The following is a 15,602-nucleotide window of genomic DNA, read 5'->3' as shown; positions in this document are numbered from 1 at the left end:
TATTGCTATGACGTTTGTTGATCGATTTAAACAGCTCAACTGGGATGACATTGGTATGTCTATCTTCAGTAAAACGGCAGCGGATGTTGAACGTGCTCTGAGTAAACCCAAACGCGACTTAGAAGACTTCAAGGCTCTGATCTCTCCGGCGGCAGAACCTTACTTAGAGCAGATGGCACAACAATCGTTGGCACTAACTCGCAAGCGATTTGGCAATACGATATCGCTTTATATTCCTTTGTACCTATCTAACCTATGCGCTAATGCGTGCACGTATTGTGGCTTCTCAATGGAGAACCGTATCAAACGTCGCACGCTTACTTTGGATGAAATTGATGCCGAAAGTGCGGCTATCAAAAAGATGAAGTTCGATAGCGTTTTGTTGGTCACCGGTGAACATGAAACTAAGGTCGGGATGAATTACTTTCGACAGGTGTTGCCGAATATCAAAAAGCAATTCAACTACCTTGCGATGGAAGTGCAGCCACTTGATCAACAAGATTACGCCGAACTTAAAACTCTCGGTTTAGATGCGGTGATGGTTTACCAAGAGACCTATCAACCAAGGACCTACGCTGAGCATCATCTACGTGGCAATAAAATGGATTTTGAATATCGTCTTGAAACTCCCGATCGCTTGGCAAAAGCGGGGATCGATAAAATAGGTATAGGTGCCTTGATTGGTTTGGAAGATTGGCGAACCGACTGCTTTTTTGTTGCTGCTCACTTAGATTACCTAGAGCGCACTTATTGGCAGACTCGCTATTCAATTTCATTCCCGCGTCTTCGTCCGTGTGAGGGTGGAGACTCTAGTGGAGGCTTACAGCCTAAGTCGGTCATGAACGATAAACAGTTGGTTCAGCTTATCTGCGCATATCGACTCTTGAATCCTGAGGTCGAGCTATCCCTTTCTACTCGCGAATCGGCAACCTTCCGCGACAATGTGCTGCCATTGGGAATCACGAGTATGTCGGCGGCTTCTAAAACCCAACCCGGTGGTTATGCTTCTGGTGAAGAAGAGCTTGAGCAATTTGAGATAAGCGACGAGAGAAGTGCTGCCGATGTTGAGTCAATGATTCGTCAGCGAGGTTTCGACCCAGTGTGGCGAGACTGGCACAGCGCTTACTCTGGATAATGAGCATATAGGTTGATGTTCCACGTGAAACATCGATGTAATGATACAGGCAAATAAAAACGGCTACCTTTGGGTAGCCGTTTTGCTATTTGCTATTTAACTTATTAACCGAGCAAGTTCGTTTTGGTTCAGTTAACAGCTTAGTGAAGCGTTGATATGACCCCCACTGTCAATTAAAACGTAGAAGTTTCTGCTCCCACATTTCAGAGCCTTTTGTTTATTTTGAGATAGTGTTAACGCATAGATGAAGCAAGTAATTTCGTCGGTTCTCATGCTGATATACGTGGATTACTCATCGCGAGATGAGCAGCGCCTACCTTACTTATTTCGTCGTGGCACCTGTCTTCAGTCTATGCTCGTGGTTCAATAAAGCGCGAGCTTTATTGCCATCCTAACGCCGTCGGTGTTTGTGCCACACCCGATGCTCTATCCAATGCGTTAACACTAATTCTTTTCTCATACAGGCAGCCTTGCAATCCGTGTTTTTGGTTCGACTGCGCTAACGACCACCTCTCTTGCGATAGCCCAGATATACGCGATCATTTCTCTTGCGATAGCGGCGACGACAACGTTTCGATGTTTGCCTTTTTGTAGTAATCGTTGATAGCGGCGACATAATCGTTGCTGAGCATGCCAAGCAATATCGACAATTTCTTTGGGCAGTCCTTCTTGTCGCAGTTGCAGTTCGACGGAGATATTAGCTTTGTGCTTATAAGTATGTGCGCCCTCAATAAGCAACCGTCGTGCTCGACTGTTTCCGCATTTGGTGAGGCTCCCTCGCTTCGTTTTACCGCCACTGGAGCTTTCAGTCGGTACGAGGCCAACATAAGCCATAAGTTTTCTGGGATGGTCGAAGCGACGTAGGTCGCCGAGCTCGGCAATGGTGCCGAGAGCAACAAGGAGTCGCACCCCCCGCATAGCTTGAATGGCTTTGACAACAGGGTAGTAACGCCAGTTTTTGACTTGGTGTAATAACTCGTTATCTAACCGTTGTAATCTTTGCATCCGCTCACTGATGATGATGATCATTTCTTGCAATACAATCTGTTGGCTGTGATGGGGAAGAATGAGGTCGGTTAGCCACCGTAGATGCTTTTTAGACCAGTTATCATTCACCGTCGCTTGTACATTATTACGTAGAAGAAAGCCTTTGAGTTGGAATTTTGCATCTTTAAGATCTTTCATCGCGGTTTCTCGAGCCCTTGATAAATCTCTTATCGCCTCGTCTTCAGATTCAGGCACATAAATAGGCGTAAGCTCTTCAGCCTTAAAAAGCTTGGCAAGTTTTGCAGCATCCCTCTTATCTGTTTTGACTCTATCCCCTGATTTCTTTGGAATAAGGGAAGGAGCGATGACACAGCAGCAGTGGCCAAGGCTGGTGAGCAATCGGTATGTCCAGTATCCACATGGCCCAGCCTCGTAGACAAAATGGAGGGTGGCTTTTGGATATTTAGATTGCAGTTGTTGTGTGAGTTTAATGAGGGCGGACTTGTTAGACTTTATCCGTCCCAAATGTTCAGGTGTAGCCCCGCGTTGCTCTTGCAAGACGGCGACTTGGATAAATGACTTATGCGTATCTAAGCCAATGAAAATTATGCTATCGTTATTCATGCTAGCCTCCAAATTTAGTTGTTTGAACACACTAATTATGGCTCTGGCTTTACGCTAACCCACGAAATTGGAGGCTAGCACCTCGTGGGGGTCATTATGTCTAAGCGTGAGCCAATGGAGTGGTTGATTGGCGTAACCATTCCAATGTATCACCTTCAACTAATGGGCTAACGTCGTTCCAAACTTTCTGATGGTAGTCGTTCAGCCATGCCAGTTCAGGTCGGGTTAGCAAATCAACATTGATGTTGCGCTTATCGATAGGGCAACGTGTTAGCGACTCAAACGTTAGTACTGAGAAGTCACCTTGAGTTGGAAGTTCAACAACCAGTTCTAGGTTTTCGATACGGATACCGAACTCTTCTGCACGGTAGTAACCCGGTTCGTTTGATAACACCATGCCTTCAACAAGAGGCACGTCGATCAGCTTCTTAGAGATACTTTGTGGTCCTTCATGAACACTGAGGAAGTGACCAACACCGTGGCCAGTACCATGGTCGTAATCGAAGCCTTCTGCCCATAAGTGCTGACGCGCTAGGATATCAAGTTGGAAACCACGAGTGCCTTGTGGGAAACGAGCTCGTGCGATGCCGATATGACCTTTCAGTGCGAGAGTGAATTGCTGAATCATTTCGTCACTTGGTTGGCCAATCGCGATAGTACGAGTAATGTCCGTTGTGCCATCTAAGTACTGACCGCCTGAATCGACTAGATACAGAGTATTCATCTCTAACTGACCTGGTTCAGGTTGGTTCTCATGGTTGTAGTGACACATAGCTGCGTTTCCGCCTGCAGCTGAAATAGTGTCGAAACTTAGGTCCATCAGCGTTGGGTCTTGCTCACGGAACGACTGGACTTTGTCAGCCAATACCGCTTCGTTGTGCAGGTTACCTTGTGCTACTTCTGCATCAATCCAAGACAGGAATTTCGCCATCGCCACGCCATCACGAATGTGACACGCTTTCATACCTGTAATTTCAGTTTCGTTTTTAGCGGCTTTTGGCATTAGGCATGGGTCTGCTGCTTCAATGATGTGAGCGCCAGCGTTTTGTAGAACAAGCGTGTACCAAGCATTGCTAGTGCCTGAATCGACAGACACATTGTTACCCTCTAGAGACTGAAGACGAGCTTCAAGTTCTGATGGGTGAGAAACTCGAATACCATTACCAACGTGCGCTTCAAAGCCAGCAGGGATAAGAGCCGGGTCTAAGAAGAAATCGACACTTTTATCGGCGTGAATGATGGCATTAGACAACACAACCGGTAGGCGAGATACGTCCAAGCCACGAATGTTAAGCAACCAACAGATTGAGTCTAGCTCGGTAAGGATAGCGGCGTCCGCACCTTTGGCTTCTAGTAAGCCAGCAATCTCAGCGCGTTTGCTCTCGCTTGATTGACCAACGGCGTCTGTTGCCATTAGGCGAACATCAGACACAACAGGCTCAGGGCGATCAGACCAAAGCTCATCAATTGGATTAGAAGAGAGTGTCGTTAGCTCAACTTTCTCTGCTAGTTTTGCTTGTGCGCCTTTCAACCAAGCAGCGGTGTGCATGCGAGGGTCGAATGCAACCTTACTGCCTTGTGGCAATGAATTGATGATCCAATCTAAAGCCGGTTCTTCAATAAGGTGGCGATACTCAAATAACTCTGCTGGTACTTGCTTGCGAACCTGAACGGTGTAGCGACCATCAACAAAAATAGCAGCAGTTTCACGAGTGATAACTGCGGCACCTGCAGAGCCAGTGAAACCTGTTAACCAGTGAAGTCGCTCGTTATGAGCTGGAACGTATTCACCTAGGTACTCATCTTCATGTGGAATGATAACGGCATCTAGGTTATTTGTTTCAAGCCAAGCTCGAACCGCAGCAACGCGTTCAGCAGTGATATTGTGCATCTGTGTTTATCCTTATTGTTAGGGTCCTTGTTAACACTCACCATAGATAGACAGGTGAGGGGACTTATTAGGTCAATAAGCTAGCGCTTTTGTTCGTTTGCTGCAAACGCTGTACGCCATTTTTATCTAAGGTGCAGAGTTTTTTCTTTGATGATATCTCGCAACCAAGTTAAGGCCGGGTCATTTTCTCTGTCACGGTGCCAAAACAGAGTGTATGCCATCGGTGGGAATTCCATTGGTAAAGGAACAACCACTAAGTCGAGTTGCTTAGCGACCAGGTAAGTAAAGTGGCTTGGTGCGGTAAACACAAAATCGGTGTAAGTACACAGGCTTGCGGCGCTATTGAAGTCAGGAACAGAAATAGCGATATCGCGTTGATGGCCAAGATCGGCAAGCTTATAGTCGAGCAACCAGCGGTCGTTACCATCACACCTTACCTGTACATGACGCTGCGCAAGGTAGGTTTCCAGATCCCATTTACCACTCAGAGCAGGGTGGTTGCGTCTTAGCACACACATCTGTGCGTCGCGGTAGATCTCTTGTTCGCAAATGTCGTCTGGCGGTAGCATGGTTAAACGCGCATCGTTGATGTCGATGTCTTTGCCTGTGAGTCCGATATCTAGTTCACCAAGCTGCAGTTTCTTAAAGGTTTGTTCGGTCCACGCATGGGTGTTGATATTAACCTTAGGTGCTTGTCGAAATATCGCCGGTAAGAAGTGGGGAAGAATCAACGGGTAAACACTCTCAACGGCAGCAATGTGAAAGCTGTGGTCACTGTTGTTGGGAATGAAAGTTTCCGGTTGAGTAAGCACATCAAGTTGATTGATCAATGTTTCTAATCGAGGCTTGAGAAATACAGCCTTGGGTGTTGGTCGTAGGCCATGAGCACTTCGCGTGAAAAGGGGGTCATTAAATTGCTCACGAAGCTTGGCTAGCGACTTACTCACAGCCGATTGGCTCAAGCATAATCGGTGTGCGGTGCGAGTGACACTCAGCTCTTCCATCAGCACCTGCAAGCAAACCAATAGATTGAGGTCGAGGCGTGATAGTTTCTCGATATTCATGTGAGTTTCCTATTTGGAATAATGCTAATGAGTATATGCCATTTTTGTTCATATCTTTAGTTGGTTATTATGCACCTAAATTAACTCATTCGGAGAATCTTGTGCCTTCTAACGCGCTTCCAACCCCTAGTAAACTGCAGGTTGCTTTATTGGCAATGCTGGTTCTATTTAGCCCTTTGGCTATAGATATTTATCTTCCAGCTCTGCCACAAATCTCAACAGCGTTTCACGTGGAACACGCATTAGCACAAGATACGATTACTTGGTTTTTATTCGCCATGGGTGTCGGGCAATTATTTGCAGGCCCTTTGGCTGATAAGTTAGGACGTCGAACCGTTGCATTGGGAGGTGTTAGTATCTATGCATTGAGTGCTTGCTTGGCGTGGGCAGCTCAATCGATTGATATGATGCTAATAGCTCGGCTGCTACAAGGCTTAGGAGCTTGTGCGACTTCTGTAGCAGCCTTTGCGACGGTTCGCGATCTATTTGGCCCTGAAAAAAGTGGCCGCATGATCAGTTACCTCAATGGTGCCATTTGCTTTATTCCTGCACTGGCACCGATTCTTGGTGCTTGGTTGACTCAACAGTTTGGCTGGCGCTCGAACTTTAGCTTTATGGCTGTGTTCGCTGTTGTGGTTGGCACCATTCTGTTTTTCCAAATGAAAGAGTCTAATCCAGCGACAGAAAAGGTCGCGGTGTTCAAACTTGAGCGTTACTGGTCGGTACTGAAAACACCATCATTCATCTTCCATGCGACATTGTGTTTGATGGCGATGGCAGTAATCCTTGCTTACGTTACCTCTGCACCAGTTGTGTTGATGGAAAACTTAGGTTTGACGATGAACGAGTTTACCTTCTGGTTTGGTATTAACGCGGTTATCAACATCACGGCTGCATTCACTGCACCGAAGTTCATGGACCGTTTTGGTACTTACAAAGCATTGGTTGTTGGTATTTCAACGCTTGGCTTAGCGGGCGTGGTTATGCTGGTGCTTGCTGAGCATGCAAGCGCGATTGCGTTTATGTTACCGATCTTCTTATCTTCAGTTGGTTTCGCTTGGATTCTTGGTGCTGCGGCAGGTAAAGCTCTAGAACCTTTCGGTGACCGTGCGGGTACCGCTGCTGCACTACTTGGCTTGTTCCAAATGAGTGGTTCAGGGTTACTGGTTGGTACCATGCAACGTCTTGATTTAACGTCTCAAGTGATGATAGCTCTGCAAATGTTCCTGATTGTGCCAGCATTGTTAGTGCTTGCGAGTAAAGCAGGTAAGTCGTGGCACACGACGTTTGCCAAGGCGTAAATCTCAAGGGTGACAAAATATACAAATGGCGGTTTTCGAAACCTTAAAACATGCTATATTTGTCACTCATTGAAACGTTAGTCCCCAACGGAAAATACTGTAATGTCATTAACAACCTACGAAATGGCGCGCATCTTAGAACAAATGGAAGATGCACCTGAAAAGGTCATGTTTGGTAAATTGCTTAAAGAGCTAGGAAACCAAAGTGAAGAGCGTATTCGCAGTGCGGCAAAACAAGTTCCAATCGACACTTTGCGAGATATCATTTACCAATTTCAACGCGTGGTTGAATCTCGTAAAGGTGAACAAGTTCAGCTACTAGCAAAAGAGCTAGCCGAGCAAGGTATCTCTGCTGAAGAGCTACAAGCTTTTTTAAACAAGTAGTTTATTCTAGATAAAAAGAAACCACTCAATTGAGTGGTTTTTTGCGTTTTGGACCTATGTAAACTTAGAGGCCATGGAAAAGAGGCTTAGCTTCTAAACTGCGCTTTCAATACTCGATCAAGTGAAAATGGTCCAGCGCCCCATACAACGACGATAAGAATCATTAATCCCCAAAGTTGATGGTCGTAGAAGCCTTGCGCCCACAATACTGGGTATGACACGACGGCCATGATATTGAAAACGAACAGCACTGCAGCCATAGGTCGGGTTAACAAGCCAAGCGCTAAGAATACCGGCAGAATCAATTCAGCTGCGGTACCCATGTAAGCGGCTAATTCCCAAGGCAAAAGAGGCACTTGGTATTCCAATTCAAACAAGTAAAGGGTGCTATCCCAAGTGGCTATCTTGGTGAGTCCTGAATTAAAGAAGACCCATGCCACCCATAGGCGACAAAACAGAAGTAGTACGGGAACAAAAAGTGCCTGTGATTTCACAATCAAACTGTCGTATTGAGCCATCATGTTCGTGACTGTGTTGTTATCCATATTATGTCTCCAATTCGGCATTGATTGAAAAGCCTGAGATGACGTTAAGTGCCATGACAGTATTCAGATGTTGTAGTAGTAAAGGGTCTATCGCTGAGAGCGTTTGACCCGATTGCAATTCAGTTAATAGTTGGTGGCATTCTTCTGTCACACAATGGCTCTCAACCTGTGAATTCTCGGCGCGGATTAACACCCCAAATTCAGGTTGGTTGATGTCTAACCCATCGAGTTGTTGCTGGTAGATAGCTTGCTCAAGCACGATGATCGTATAGCTAGAATTAATGAGCGTTATTGAATCTTTGAGATGAAAGACTAAAGCGCCCTGTTGTTCTTGCGGTACATCAGCTAAACGAGAAAGAGGATGTTGGTCGACATGTGATTCTGAAATGCACCTCACTAAGCTATCTTTTTTCCATTCATACAAAGCCACTTCAGCGAGATAAGGTGCAGCCTCGATAACTGCAGGAAAGGCTTGGATAGTTTGTTCAAAGTGTTCACCGTAACCACTGACATCACCAGAGGTTGATGGATAACTTAAGACATGTTGACGAGCCATTTGTTGGAAGCACTCTTCGCCAACCAGCATTTCAGTGAGTGGGTAGGTTGCTGCCAGTACTTCGCTCAAGCTAATCACAAAGTTGTTGCGGTAAATCTGGATGCGTTGCTCATCAGTAAAATGGTCGCTCACTATGTCGCAGTGCTCACCATTGTTTTGATAGCGTAGGGCGTTAGCAAACTCCGATTGTACATTAGCTAAAGAGTGGCTCATGATGCGCGACTCCTTTGGTTGAACTTGTCGTGTTGATACAAGATATCACTGGCTTTGGCCGCTTCAGCCAATAAAATTGGTGGCTCTGGGATATCTAAATCCCACTCTATCAAGGTGTGGCGCAAACCATGTTGTGCAATCCAGTCAGTGTAGAGTTGCCATACTTCGTCACAGACAGGCTTGCTGTGGGTGTCTATCCAGATCTCACCTTGTTCGAGTTTCTTTTTGGTAAAACCTGCCAAGTGAATCTCTTCCACTTTGTCTGCTGGTATTCCATTGAGATACTCTTCACAGCTGAAACCGTGATTAAAAGATGAGACAAAAATATTATTGAAATCGAGCAGTAGGCGACACTCGGTACGCTTTTGTACCTCGGCTAAAAATTCCCACTCTGGGATGGTTGAATGTTTGAAGGCAAGGTAGCTCGATGGGTTTTCAATCAGCATAGGGCGTTGCAGGCCGTCTTGCACCTCGATGACATTGCGGCAGAAGACTTCTAACGCCTCTTCGGTATAAGGCAGCGGTAACAAGTCATTGAAGTAGTGACCGCCGGTCTGACTCCAGCTGAGATGATCAGAAACCAAGAAGGGCTCGATATCATCAATCAGGTCTTTTAACTGCATCAGATGATGTTGATTGATGCGCTCAACAGAACCTAATGACAACCCAACGCCGTGACAACTTATGTTGTGTGCGTGACGAATCTCTCTCAGTTGTTGACGTTGCGGTGATTTCGCTAAAAAGTAGTTCTCGCTGTGCACCTCTAACCAACTCACTAAAGCTGGGTTTTGGCTAAAGAAGTCCAAGTGCGGTGTTCTAAGGCCAACCCCTGCGTTGGGATGAAGAGTTTGAGTCACAACGATTCTCCTAATGGAAAGTGGAGGTGAGCTGAATGTCAGCTCACCATACTAAGCAGCTCAATTATGATGATTGAGTGTTACCACCTGATAATTTGCCACACAGTCCTTTAGGAACGACCACGAATGCATCGGATTGGTTGTCTTCTTTGGCTGTACCCGCACATGAACTTGTTTTGGTTGCACAATCATTTTGGCCAGCTTTTGCCACACCGTAGCATTTCTCTTTTGCTGCTGCTTCCGCAGGTGCTGATGTAAGAACTGCACCGCCGAACGCTAGTACACTTGTGATTGCAGCTGTAACAGCAAGATTAGAATTTTTCATAGTCATTCCCTCTAGGACTTAATAGTATTTTTATATCGCAGGTTAATAAGTTGTTAACTTGCTTACTAAAAAGGATAGGAAGAACTAGGAAATAATTTCACTGCATTATAAAAAATATCAATATTAATGATGTGTTAGCTATTAAGTTACTGATTATATGATGTTATTTTTTGATTGTTTTTTCTTCTTATTATCCTAAACGCAGCCTAGTGTTTAGGTTATAATCAGCTTTTATGTATAAATACCCAGTAGTGAGCATATCCAATGATAGATCCTTCGCTTTTACTCGATGGCCTAAACGATAAACAACGTGAGGCGGTCGCAGCACCTTTAGAAAACCTACTTATTCTGGCAGGTGCTGGCAGTGGTAAAACGCGAGTGTTGGTGCATCGCATCGCTTGGCTGCAAAGCGTAGAGCAAGCATCGCCGTTCTCTATCATGTCGGTTACCTTCACCAACAAAGCGGCAGCAGAGATGCGTGGTCGTATTGAAGAGTTGATGATGGGTAGTTCGTCGGGCATGTGGAATGGCACCTTCCATGGTATTTGTCACCGCATCCTTCGTGCTCACTACCTAGATGCAAAACTGCCAGAAGATTTCCAGATTATTGATTCTGATGATCAGATTCGTTTGCTACGTCGCTTAATCAAGGCGCAAAATCTTGATGAAAAGCAGTGGCCTGCCAAGCAAGCTTCTTGGTGGATCAATGGCAAGAAAGACGAGGGATTACGCCCAAATCACATTGACGCCTACCATGATCCAATCACTCAAACGTGGTTAAAGATCTACTCTGCTTACCAAGAAGCATGTGATCGTGCTGGCTTGGTCGACTTTGCGGAAATCTTGTTGAGATCGCATGAACTATTGCGCGATAAGAAACACATCCGAGAGCACTACCAAGCTCGCTTCAAGCATATCCTTGTCGACGAATTTCAAGATACCAACAACATCCAATACGCTTGGTTACGTATGATGGCGGGCCCGGATTGTCGCGTGATGATCGTGGGTGATGATGACCAATCTATTTATGGCTGGCGTGGTGCCAAAATTGAAAATATTCAGAAGTTCTTGGATGAATTCCCAGGAGCTTCAACGGTTCGACTCGAACAGAACTACCGTTCAACCAAAACCATTCTGCAGGCGTCGAACGAGCTTATCTCGAACAACACTGAGCGTATGGGTAAAGAGCTGTGGACCGATGGCAACGATGGCGAGCCAATCTCAGTTTACTCGGCTTATAACGAGTTAGATGAAGCGCGTTTCACAGTCAGCAAAATCAAAGAGTGGCAAGAGAAAGGCGGTGCGCTAGAAGATACCGCGATGCTGTATCGTAATAACGCCCAATCGCGTGTTCTTGAAGAAGCTTTGATTCAAGGTGGTCTACCTTACCGAATCTATGGTGGTATGCGATTCTTCGAGCGTCAAGAAATCAGAGATGCCTTGAGCTACCTGCGCTTAATGAGTAACCGCAGCAATGATGCGGCATTCGAACGTGTCGTCAATACGCCTACTCGTGGCTTGGGCGATAAAACGTTAGAAACGATTCGCCTTGCGGCGCGTGACCGTGGTGCAACCATGTGGCAAGCCAGTGTTGCTCTGATAGAAGAGCAAGTGCTACCCGGTCGTGCTGCGGGTGCATTGAGCCGCTTTATTGAGCTTATCAATGCACTTGAAGATGACACCATAGAACTGAGACTTCATGAGCAAACCGACCACGTGATCAAATCGTCGGGCTTGTTTGCGATGTACGAGCAAGAGAAAGGCGAAAAGTCGAAGGCTCGTATTGAGAACTTGGAAGAATTGGTAACGGCAACGCGTCAGTTTGAAAAACCAGAGGAAGCGGATGAAATGAGCATGCTAACGGCATTCTTAACTCATGCGGCTTTGGAAGCGGGCGAAGGCCAAGCTGATGAGTTTGATGATGCGGTTCAGTTAATGACTCTGCACAGCGCCAAAGGCCTAGAGTTCCCGATGGTATTCATGGTTGGGGTTGAAGAGGGTATGTTCCCAAGCCAGATGTCTGCCGAAGAAGCAGGGCGCTTAGAAGAAGAGCGTCGCCTGTGTTACGTAGGTATGACGCGTGCGATGGAGAAGCTTTACATCACTTACGCTGAGATGCGTCGTTTGTACGGTCAGGACAAGTACCACAAACCATCACGCTTTATTCGTGAACTACCAGAGACATGTCTGGATGAGGTTCGTATGAAAGCGCAAGTGAGCCGCCCTGCAAGCAGTGGCCGCTTTAGCCAAACCGCCGTGAAAGAGAACTTTAACGAAACAGGTTTTAGTTTGGGTTCTCGCGTTAAGCACCCTAAGTTTGGTGAAGGCACTATCATCAACTTCGAGGGAAGTGGCCCGCAGAGCCGAGTTCAAGTTGCGTTTAACGGTGAAGGCATCAAGTGGTTAGTAACGGCTTATGCTCGTTTAGAACAGTTGTAATCTGCTACTTCAGCATGTAGAAAACAGTTCGATATCTGAAACTATTCAGCATTGAAAAGTAATCCGTATAAAAAACAGAAAGAGCAGCCAATGGCTGCTCTTTTTTTATTGCTCGATACCGACCTAAATTAGGTTAATACGAGCTGAAGACATTGTTGCCTCAAAGTGAGACTTACAGTGCTGCAAGTGCCGCTTCGTAGTTTGGTTCTTCAGTGATCTCTGCAACCAACTCGCTGTGTGTCACCACACCTTTTTCATCAACAACGACAACTGCACGTGTTGTTAGGCCTGATAGTGGGCCTTCAGCAATCGCTACGCCGTAATCTGATGCAAACGCAGGAGAACGGAAAGTTGAAGCGTGTTGAACGCCTTCAATGCCTTCTAGTTCACAGAAACGGCCAGCGGCAAACGGTAGGTCAGCAGAAATACAAACAACAACCGTGTTCTCAAGTTCTGCTGCTTTTGCGTTGAACGTACGTACGCTCGTTGCACAAGTTGCTGTGTCGATGCTTGGGAAGATGTTTAGAACCACTTTCTTGCCTTCAAGAGAAGCAAGAGTCAGTTCAGAAAGGTCGCCTGCAGTCAGTGCAAAGCTTGGTGACTTTTCACCTGTTTGTGGGAATGTGCCTGTTAGTGGTACAGCAGCGCCTTTGAAGGTAACGTGTGACATGAATTTGTCCTTAGTTTAATTATGGTTATGAAACTAGTTGAGCCTAGTAAGACTTACGTTACTCGGAAGTGGTTAAGAAGTGAATGCTTTAAATGTCAGAATTGTAATTAAAGGTCTTTGATTTATTTGTTTGAGAGAGGAATAAGTGAAACGACAGATAAAGAAAAACCCCGAGAGCTTGCGCTCATCGGGGTCTATAGTCTTACTCGCAGCAATCCGGCTACTAAGTGTGCTCCATGCATCAAATCCATGATAGTGTGCTGTTATCCTTCAGCGTATTCCTTTCGTCGCCTTCCTAGCGGTGTCCTTGATCTTATCCTGATCTGCCAACAATCCTCGTTAGCGCGCGTCACTTGTTCCTTGAGCGGTGTCCTTTACATCATCCTGATGTTCAGTCCTTTCCTCGTCCAGAGGTGTCCATTGTCTTTCCTTAGTAGCAACCATCCTAGTTACTATTGCGTCCATTCAATGTCCATTTCGCTATCCATGCCGATTATTCATCCTGAGTAATCGAATCTTCATCCTGAAGATAACCAAGTCCTTGGCGTTTCCTGTTCCGTGTCAGCATCCTTCCGACACCATTCATATTACCGATTCCTTATTTATCAGCAATGGTGCATAAGCGAATTTCTATATAATTATTTGAATGATAAATGTACGTATCGTTTTATTTCAATTGGTTACGATATCTAGGTGACTAATTTCGTCATCAAATATCGATATTTACTCACTACCTTGTGAGAGATCTCGCACAAGGCAGCGAGTAAAAAGGGAGGATTATTCCCTACTGACCAATGGCTGCACCTTCACGACGAGGGTCTGCAGCGCCTTCTAAACCATCTTTTGTGATGCGAATCGCGTGTAAACCAGAGTTAAGATCGCGAACGTTGACCTCAAATCCCATCTTTTCTAGCTCAGGTTTGAAGTTTTCCGCTGATGTTCCTTTTTCTAAATCTAAGGTACCGAAGCGGTTTAGGAAGTGTGGTTGATTGATGGCTTGCTGAATATCCATGTCCCATTGGGTATGAGCAATGATCGCTTGTGCCACATAACCTATGATACGGCTGCCTCCCGGAGAGCCAATTGCCATGTAAGGTTTATCGTCTTGCATGATGATGGTCGGTGCCATTGAAGAGCGCGGACGCTTACCCGGTTCAAGTCGGTTGGCGATAGGCTTACCATCGTTATGGGTCTTGAATGAGAAATCCGTCAGTTCGTTGTTGAGTAGGAAACCTCTAACCATCAAGCGTGAGCCAAAGGCATTCTCAATGGTGGTGGTCATCGAAACGACATTGCCATCGCTATCGACAATATTGAAGTGGCTGGTGGACGGCAATTCAATAGAAACATCTTGGCTTCTCTGCATCGCGTGATCCCACGGCGGTGTGCCTGAAGGTGCGCTTGCCAATGCCTTACCTGCGGTAATTAACTGAGCACGTTCCTGCAAATAGTCAGTATTGACTAACCCTTGGGTTGGCATTGGCACGTAATCTTGATCGGCCATATACATACCACGGTCTGCAAAGGCTAGGCGAGAAGCGTCTGCTAACACCTGCCAAGATTTCGCGTCGTTTGGCCCCCATGATTTGAGGTCAAACTGCTCGGTCATCGCTAAAATCTGCCCAACCGTTAATGCACCTGAACTTGGTGGACCCATTCCGCACACTTGGTAGCTTTCATAAGCGGAACAAACCGGCTCGCGCTGCTTGATCGAATAAGCGTCGAAGTCTTTCTGTGCTAATACGCCTGGGTTACCTTTCGCGGTTTGCACGGTATTGATAATGTCGGCAGAGATCTCACCTTGGTAAAAGGCCTTAGCACCGTTCTTAGAAATAGCGTTTAACGTTGCCGCGTACTCTGGGTTCTTAAGTTGCGTGCCAGCTGTTTTCGGGCTGCCATCGGCATTGAAGAAGTAGGCTTTGGTAGTGGTAAAGCGGCTTAGTCGCTCTTGGTCATTCTCAATCAAGGTGGCTAAACGTGGGCTGATGGTGAAACCTTCTTCAGCCAGCTGAGCGATAGGTTTAATCAGTGATGCCCATTCGAGCTTGCCGTATTTCTGGTGAGTGTCCCACAGCAATTGCACCGTACCTGGTGTCGCAACGGAGCGACCGCCAACAACGGCATCATAGAATTTAAGCGGTTGGCCGTTTTCGTCTTGGAATAGACGTGGTGTGGCATCAAGTGGTGCGGTTTCACGGCCATCGTAGGTTTTGAGTTGCTTGTCCTTGCCATCAAAATAAACAAGAAACGCGCCGCCACCAATACCTGAAGACTGAGGTTCCACTAAGCCAAGCATAAGCTGCACAGCAACCAAGGCGTCTATCGCGTTACCACCACGAGCAAGTACATCAGCACCGGCTTGTGTGGCAAGAGGGTTGGCCGCGGTGACCATCCAATCGTTGGCTTTAACGAGCTGTTTGGTTTCTAAACCACTACTTTGTTCGGGTGCGACGGAATCGGCAGCTTGATTTGCCCAACTGACGTGAGAGGCAAAAAGTAGGGTAGAAGTGGCGAGGGTTGTTAGTTTTGTTTTCCACTGCATGATCTTCTCCTTTTAATATGCAGAGCTAGATTGGCAGTGGAAAGATGAGATAGCCAGAGTGTTGTTAAC

Annotated in this window: 13 protein-coding genes; 4 read left to right on the top strand and 9 right to left on the bottom strand. The window is 46.2% G+C overall.

Annotation, left to right across the window (positions count from 1 at the left end; genetic code table 11):
* Nucleotides 1-7 precede the first annotated feature (7 nt).
* The gene (gene thiH, locus AC3CH3_RS15135) at nucleotides 8-1,135 is read left to right on the top strand and encodes a 2-iminoacetate synthase ThiH (protein WP_488537418.1); all 1,128 of its coding nucleotides are present in this window, start codon (nucleotides 8-10) and stop codon (nucleotides 1,133-1,135) included.
* 456 nt (nucleotides 1,136-1,591) lie between these two features.
* Here thiH and AC3CH3_RS15130 read toward each other — a convergent pair whose 3' ends face one another.
* The 3 genes from AC3CH3_RS15130 to AC3CH3_RS15120 all read right to left on the bottom strand — a co-directional run bounded on the left by AC3CH3_RS15130 (nucleotide 1,592) and on the right by AC3CH3_RS15120 (nucleotide 5,701).
* Nucleotides 1,592-2,746: an IS110 family RNA-guided transposase gene (locus AC3CH3_RS15130; protein WP_488537417.1), complete on the bottom strand. Its 1,155-nt coding sequence runs from the start codon at nucleotides 2,744-2,746 to the stop codon at nucleotides 1,592-1,594.
* Between the two features lie 100 nt (nucleotides 2,747-2,846).
* Nucleotides 2,847-4,637, bottom strand: coding sequence for an aminopeptidase P family protein (locus tag AC3CH3_RS15125; RefSeq protein ID WP_488537416.1), 1,791 nt, complete (start codon nucleotides 4,635-4,637; stop codon nucleotides 2,847-2,849).
* A 122-nt stretch (nucleotides 4,638-4,759) separates the two neighbouring features.
* Nucleotides 4,760-5,701 (bottom strand): LysR family transcriptional regulator, encoded by a 942-nt coding sequence (locus AC3CH3_RS15120; RefSeq protein ID WP_012605070.1) that lies wholly within the window; start codon nucleotides 5,699-5,701, stop codon nucleotides 4,760-4,762.
* A 101-nt stretch (nucleotides 5,702-5,802) separates the two neighbouring features.
* Between AC3CH3_RS15120 and AC3CH3_RS15115 the strand changes: the two genes are divergently transcribed.
* Entirely contained in the window at nucleotides 5,803-7,002 is a 1,200-nt protein-coding gene (locus AC3CH3_RS15115) for a multidrug effflux MFS transporter (protein WP_029222012.1), read from the top strand.
* A 102-nt stretch (nucleotides 7,003-7,104) separates the two neighbouring features.
* Nucleotides 7,105-7,386 (top strand): H-NS-like global regulator TsrA, encoded by a 282-nt coding sequence (tsrA, locus tag AC3CH3_RS15110; protein ID WP_004736654.1) that lies wholly within the window; start codon nucleotides 7,105-7,107, stop codon nucleotides 7,384-7,386.
* A gap of 86 nt (nucleotides 7,387-7,472) precedes the next feature.
* On the opposite strand, the gene AC3CH3_RS15105 is transcribed toward tsrA, so the two are convergent.
* The 4 genes from AC3CH3_RS15105 to AC3CH3_RS15090 all read right to left on the bottom strand — a co-directional run bounded on the left by AC3CH3_RS15105 (nucleotide 7,473) and on the right by AC3CH3_RS15090 (nucleotide 9,882).
* The gene (locus AC3CH3_RS15105; RefSeq protein WP_488537415.1) at nucleotides 7,473-7,931 is read right to left on the bottom strand and encodes a DoxX family protein; all 459 of its coding nucleotides are present in this window, start codon (nucleotides 7,929-7,931) and stop codon (nucleotides 7,473-7,475) included.
* A 1-nt stretch (nucleotide 7,932) separates the two neighbouring features.
* Nucleotides 7,933-8,700: an HvfC/BufC N-terminal domain-containing protein gene (locus AC3CH3_RS15100; RefSeq protein WP_146454373.1), complete on the bottom strand. Its 768-nt coding sequence runs from the start codon at nucleotides 8,698-8,700 to the stop codon at nucleotides 7,933-7,935.
* Nucleotides 8,697-9,557, bottom strand: coding sequence for an MNIO family bufferin maturase (gene bufB / locus AC3CH3_RS15095; RefSeq protein ID WP_108209639.1), 861 nt, complete (start codon nucleotides 9,555-9,557; stop codon nucleotides 8,697-8,699). The genes AC3CH3_RS15100 and bufB overlap by 4 nt, the downstream gene beginning before the upstream one ends.
* Nucleotides 9,558-9,621: 64 nt before the next feature.
* Nucleotides 9,622-9,882 carry a BufA1 family periplasmic bufferin-type metallophore gene (locus AC3CH3_RS15090; RefSeq protein ID WP_004736650.1) on the bottom strand — a complete coding sequence of 87 codons (261 nt, stop codon included), beginning with the start codon at nucleotides 9,880-9,882 and terminating at the stop codon, nucleotides 9,622-9,624.
* A gap of 264 nt (nucleotides 9,883-10,146) precedes the next feature.
* On the opposite strand from AC3CH3_RS15090, the gene uvrD reads away from it, so the two are divergent.
* The gene (gene uvrD / locus AC3CH3_RS15085; protein WP_065606639.1) at nucleotides 10,147-12,321 is read left to right on the top strand and encodes a DNA helicase II; all 2,175 of its coding nucleotides are present in this window, start codon (nucleotides 10,147-10,149) and stop codon (nucleotides 12,319-12,321) included.
* 172 nt (nucleotides 12,322-12,493) lie between these two features.
* Here the strand turns inward: uvrD and tpx are convergent, their stop codons facing one another.
* Together tpx and ggt are read right to left on the bottom strand one after the other, a co-directional pair.
* Entirely contained in the window at nucleotides 12,494-12,991 is a 498-nt protein-coding gene (tpx, locus tag AC3CH3_RS15080; RefSeq protein ID WP_009848186.1) for a thiol peroxidase, read from the bottom strand.
* A 784-nt stretch (nucleotides 12,992-13,775) separates the two neighbouring features.
* Complete coding sequence (gene ggt, locus AC3CH3_RS15075; RefSeq protein ID WP_488537414.1) at nucleotides 13,776-15,533, bottom strand: gamma-glutamyltransferase; 1,758 nt, start codon at nucleotides 15,531-15,533, stop codon at nucleotides 13,776-13,778.
* Nucleotides 15,534-15,602: the final 69 nt, after the last annotated feature.

The organism is Vibrio sp. QJM3NY_35, assembly GCF_057785915.1.
Note: the sequence above shows the minus strand (reverse complement) of the source record. Positions and strands in the feature narration are given on the sequence as shown.

Coding starts and splice junctions, on each gene's coding strand:
- thiH (WP_488537418.1), top strand. CDS start 8: ATGACGTTTGTTGATCGATTTAAACAGCTCAACTGGGATGACATTGGT.
- AC3CH3_RS15130 (WP_488537417.1), bottom strand. CDS start 2,746: ATGAATAACGATAGCATAATTTTCATTGGCTTAGATACGCATAAGTCA.
- AC3CH3_RS15125 (WP_488537416.1), bottom strand. CDS start 4,637: ATGCACAATATCACTGCTGAACGCGTTGCTGCGGTTCGAGCTTGGCTT.
- AC3CH3_RS15120 (WP_012605070.1), bottom strand. CDS start 5,701: ATGAATATCGAGAAACTATCACGCCTCGACCTCAATCTATTGGTTTGC.
- tsrA (WP_004736654.1), top strand. CDS start 7,105: ATGTCATTAACAACCTACGAAATGGCGCGCATCTTAGAACAAATGGAA.
- AC3CH3_RS15105 (WP_488537415.1), bottom strand. CDS start 7,931: ATGGATAACAACACAGTCACGAACATGATGGCTCAATACGACAGTTTG.
- AC3CH3_RS15100 (WP_146454373.1), bottom strand. CDS start 8,700: ATGAGCCACTCTTTAGCTAATGTACAATCGGAGTTTGCTAACGCCCTA.
- AC3CH3_RS15090 (WP_004736650.1), bottom strand. CDS start 9,882: ATGAAAAATTCTAATCTTGCTGTTACAGCTGCAATCACAAGTGTACTA.
- uvrD (WP_065606639.1), top strand. CDS start 10,147: ATGATAGATCCTTCGCTTTTACTCGATGGCCTAAACGATAAACAACGT.
- tpx (WP_009848186.1), bottom strand. CDS start 12,991: ATGTCACACGTTACCTTCAAAGGCGCTGCTGTACCACTAACAGGCACA.
- ggt (WP_488537414.1), bottom strand. CDS start 15,533: ATGCAGTGGAAAACAAAACTAACAACCCTCGCCACTTCTACCCTACTT.